The organism is Parasphingorhabdus sp. (genome assembly GCF_049667325.1).
Lineage (GTDB): Bacteria > Pseudomonadota > Alphaproteobacteria > Sphingomonadales > Sphingomonadaceae > Parasphingorhabdus.
In genome coordinates, this window is sequence record NZ_JBATHY010000284.1 from 1 (window position 1) to 3561 (window position 3561).

General features: G+C 57.0%; 3 protein-coding genes. 1 reads left to right on the plus strand and 2 read right to left on the minus strand.

Annotated elements, in window-relative coordinates:
* Positions 1-654, plus strand: a 654-nt coding sequence (locus WBM93_RS12700; protein ID WP_424432233.1) for a class I SAM-dependent methyltransferase, incomplete at its 5' end; no start/stop codon positions are given.
* A 612-nt stretch (positions 655-1266) separates the two neighbouring features.
* Here WBM93_RS12700 and WBM93_RS12705 read toward each other — a convergent pair.
* Together WBM93_RS12705 and WBM93_RS12710 are read right to left on the minus strand one after the other, a co-directional pair.
* Positions 1267-1881 (minus strand): redoxin domain-containing protein, encoded by a 615-nt coding sequence (locus tag WBM93_RS12705; protein WP_424432234.1) that lies wholly within the window; start codon positions 1879-1881, stop codon positions 1267-1269.
* A 45-nt stretch (positions 1882-1926) separates the two neighbouring features.
* The coding region (locus tag WBM93_RS12710) for a protein-disulfide reductase DsbD family protein (protein WP_424432235.1) at positions 1927-3561 on the minus strand (1635 nt) is incomplete at its 5' end.

A 3561-nucleotide genomic window follows, 5' to 3' on the forward strand; every position in this document is an offset into this window, starting at 1 on the left:
CGGGAAGAAGCGGATGTCAAACTGGACGAGGGTCGTAGCCCGGCAGAAGTGCTGGCCTTCATGGGCCTCGAAACCGGAGATACCGTGCTCGATATTTTCGCTGGCGGCGGCTATTATAGTGAAATCATGGGCCGTGCCGTCGGTCCGAACGGATCGGTTGTCGCCGTCAATCCGCCGCAATTTGTAACCAGCGACCAGTCGAAGGCAAAATGGGCGGGTATTGCTTCACGGCAAGCCAATGTGACCATGGTGCCGTCGCAATTGCCGGATTACACGCCAGCAGAGAACAGCATTGATTTCGCCATGCTGCACCTGATCTACCATGATTTTTACTGGGAAAGCGAGAAGTTCAAATTTGAAAAAATGGACCCGACGGTCGTGCTGGCCAATCTCCATGCCGGCATGAAACCCGGTGGTATCGTGGCGGTGATCGACCATGTCGGGTCACCCGGTGACACGCGTGCTGTGGTGGAAAAGACCCATCGCATCGATCCGGCGACCGCCCGGTCTGATTTCCTCAAGGCGGGCTTCGTGCTGGATGGCGAGAGCGAGATGTTTTCCAACCTCGAAGATGATCCCGACATGAATGTTTTTGATCCGGCCATCCGCGGAAAAACCGATCGTTTTGTTATGCGTTTCCGCAAACCGGAGTAGCGGTTACCGGATAACGCTACGTTCGAATCCGGGCTGCGAATCGGTAACAATCGTAACCATATGGAAAGTCAGGCCTTTTTAACGAGGCTGGAATTGACCGGTTGGATGCGTGTATTTTGCTGCCAATCTGCACGCGCGGATTTAACAAAAAAATACACTCAATTCAATATCTTACAACAAGATACGTTAGTTTACATGACTGTTCATGTCAGGTTGGCTAGGCCAAGCTTATAGAGGTTGCATTGATAAGAACTGACCCGAAGCATTATTCCGGCGCGCTGGAATAGATTGAGGTTAGCATCAAAAAGCTAGACCATTACCACCACCACTCGTGAAAGCATGTGGGCGGATGGGAACAGTTTGACCGCCGGCGCCTTTCAACAGGGTCGCACGCTGTCGGGACAGAGGCGGAGGCAGACCCGGGTTGCGTATCGGGTCTGTCTCCCAACCTCTCGATAATAGTCACGAGCATCATATGCTTTGCGATTGGGTCAGGGACCTGTTGACCGGCTGCCTTCGGGGGTTCGCATGCCGTAGTCCAATCCCAAGACCCTGGGGCGCAAGGCTGGCGCGCGTAAATTTTGCGCACCAGCCTTGCAGTCTCCGGTTTATTCAGGACGCGTATTTGACCGAGCAGCCGTACGGCCGCGATTGCGCTATGCTGACTTTGTCCCCGGATTTGATCTCGCCGAGCGCTGCCAGCACATGATTGCGCGCTTCCTTGATATCTGCCGGATTGGCTGTCGGCTTGTCGTCGATACCGCCCTGGTAAACCAAAACTCCCGCGCCATCGACGATATACATGTGGGGCGTGGTCTTTGCGCCATAGGCTTTGCCGACCAGACCTTTTGTGTCGAACAGATAGTTGCTCGATTGGATATTCTGTTTGGCGATCAGCGATTTTGCCTCGGCACCGGTCATATGACCCTGTTTGCCTTTGGCACCACTGTTGATGGTCAGCCAGACCGCACCTTGTTGCCGCGCCGCCTTTTGCGTCATCTGCATATTGCCACTGTTATAGTGCTTGGCGACGAACGGGCAGCCGGGATTATGCCATTCCAGCACCACGGTCTTGCCGCGAAACTGCGACAGCTGGACCGTCTTCCCGTTTATATCGGTGAGTTTGAAATCCTGGGCAATGGCGCCGGTTCTCTGGGCTGCCGCTAGCGGGCTTGCCAGTGCGATGGTGGCCATGGCGGTCACGGCTAGGGATGGTAGGTTTCGCACTTATTGTCTCCTTTCATTGGGGGGGATTGAATCAAGCAATGCACTTTATACCGGTTCGCCGACCAGATCTGTCAATGTCGCCACCGTCAGAATTTGCGGAAGAATGACCGGTTCCTTGCCGGGCGCATAATAGAGATAAAGCGGAACACCGGCGCGGCCATGCATTTCCAGAAATCTGCTGATTTCCGGATCGGGCCTTGTCCAGTCACCCATCAGAACCGCGACCTTGGCTGCTGCGAAAGCATCGGCGGTTTCAGACCGCTGGATCGCGGTTGCCTCATTGGCCTTGCAGGTAATGCACCAGTCGGCGGTGAAATAGGCGAACACCGGCTGGCCGGAGGCGCGCAATTCGGACAGGCGGGCTTCGCTAAAAGGCTCGCTGGGTAGTGTTGCAGCAGATGTGTTCGCCAGTTTCTGGCTGTTCATCGCCGCTTCGCCGGGAAGGGCGATGATACCGCCCGCTATGGCGGCAACCATCGCTGCGCTGGTCATCGCGCCGCGTGACAATCCTTTCAACTGTCCAACGCCGAACCACCAAAGGATAAGGGCGACGAGCAGAAGGAAGATCAAGGAAAGCCCCAGCGCATCGGTGCCGATCTGACGGCCGAGAAGCCAGATAAGGCCAATGCTGGTGAGGAACATCGGGATCGCCATCGCCTTGCGAAAACCATCCAGCCAAGGCCCCGGTTTGGGCAAGCGGTTGCGGATCGCGGGTATGAATCCGATGAGCAGGAAAGGCAACGCGAGCCCGACGCCAAGACCCGCAAAAATCACCAATGCTGCGATCGGCGGCAGGATGATTGTAGCGCCCAGAGCCGCAGCCATGAACGGACCGGTGCAGGGCGTGGCAACAAAGGCGGCCAGCGCTCCGGTCCAGAAGGAACCGGCCGGACCGTCTTTTTGAGCCAGCTTGTTGCCGAAATTGACGTTGGGCAATTCGAACATTCCAGCCAGATTTAGGCCGATCGCGGTTACCAGTGCGAGCAATACAAAGATGATCCGGGGGTCTTGTAGCTGAAATGCCCAGCCGACCGCCGCTCCGCTGGCGCGCAGGCCCAGCAGGATGGCGCCGAGCAATGTCGCGACCAGCACGACACCGGCAGTATAGGCCAGCGCGTCGCGCCGGACGACGGCTTCATTGCCCCCGGCCTTGGCCAGACTGATCGCTTTCAGGCTGAGTATGGGGAAGACGCAAGGCATCAGGTTGAGTAGCAGGCCGCCCAATATCGCGCCGCCCAGCGCAAGGAACAGCAGCGAGGTGATATTCTCGCTTTCGGGACCGTCTTTGGCAAGCGGCAGGCCGGTCATCGCGACTTCGCCCTTGGTAGCGGAAATTAGAAATCCTGTATGGTCGCCGATTTTCAGCACACCGCTGATCCTGTCCAGCTGATCCCCGCGCGCGCCGGTTTCGAGGATCAGGCGGTCACCGTCACGGCTGAATGTCTGTGGTGCGCCATAGTCGACGATGCCGTCTTCGAGGATGAAGAAATAAGGTTTGTCAATCTCGACATTGGACGGCAGCGGGACCGACAGACGGAACAGATTGTCGGTGACCGCAAAGCGCGCTTCGCTGCCCAAAGGCCGGGGCAGGGCGGCGCGAAATCCTTCAAAACGCTTGTCCAGAACAACCGCCGCGTCTTTATCGACAACCTGCAAGGTGATCGACAGTTCATCCTGCTC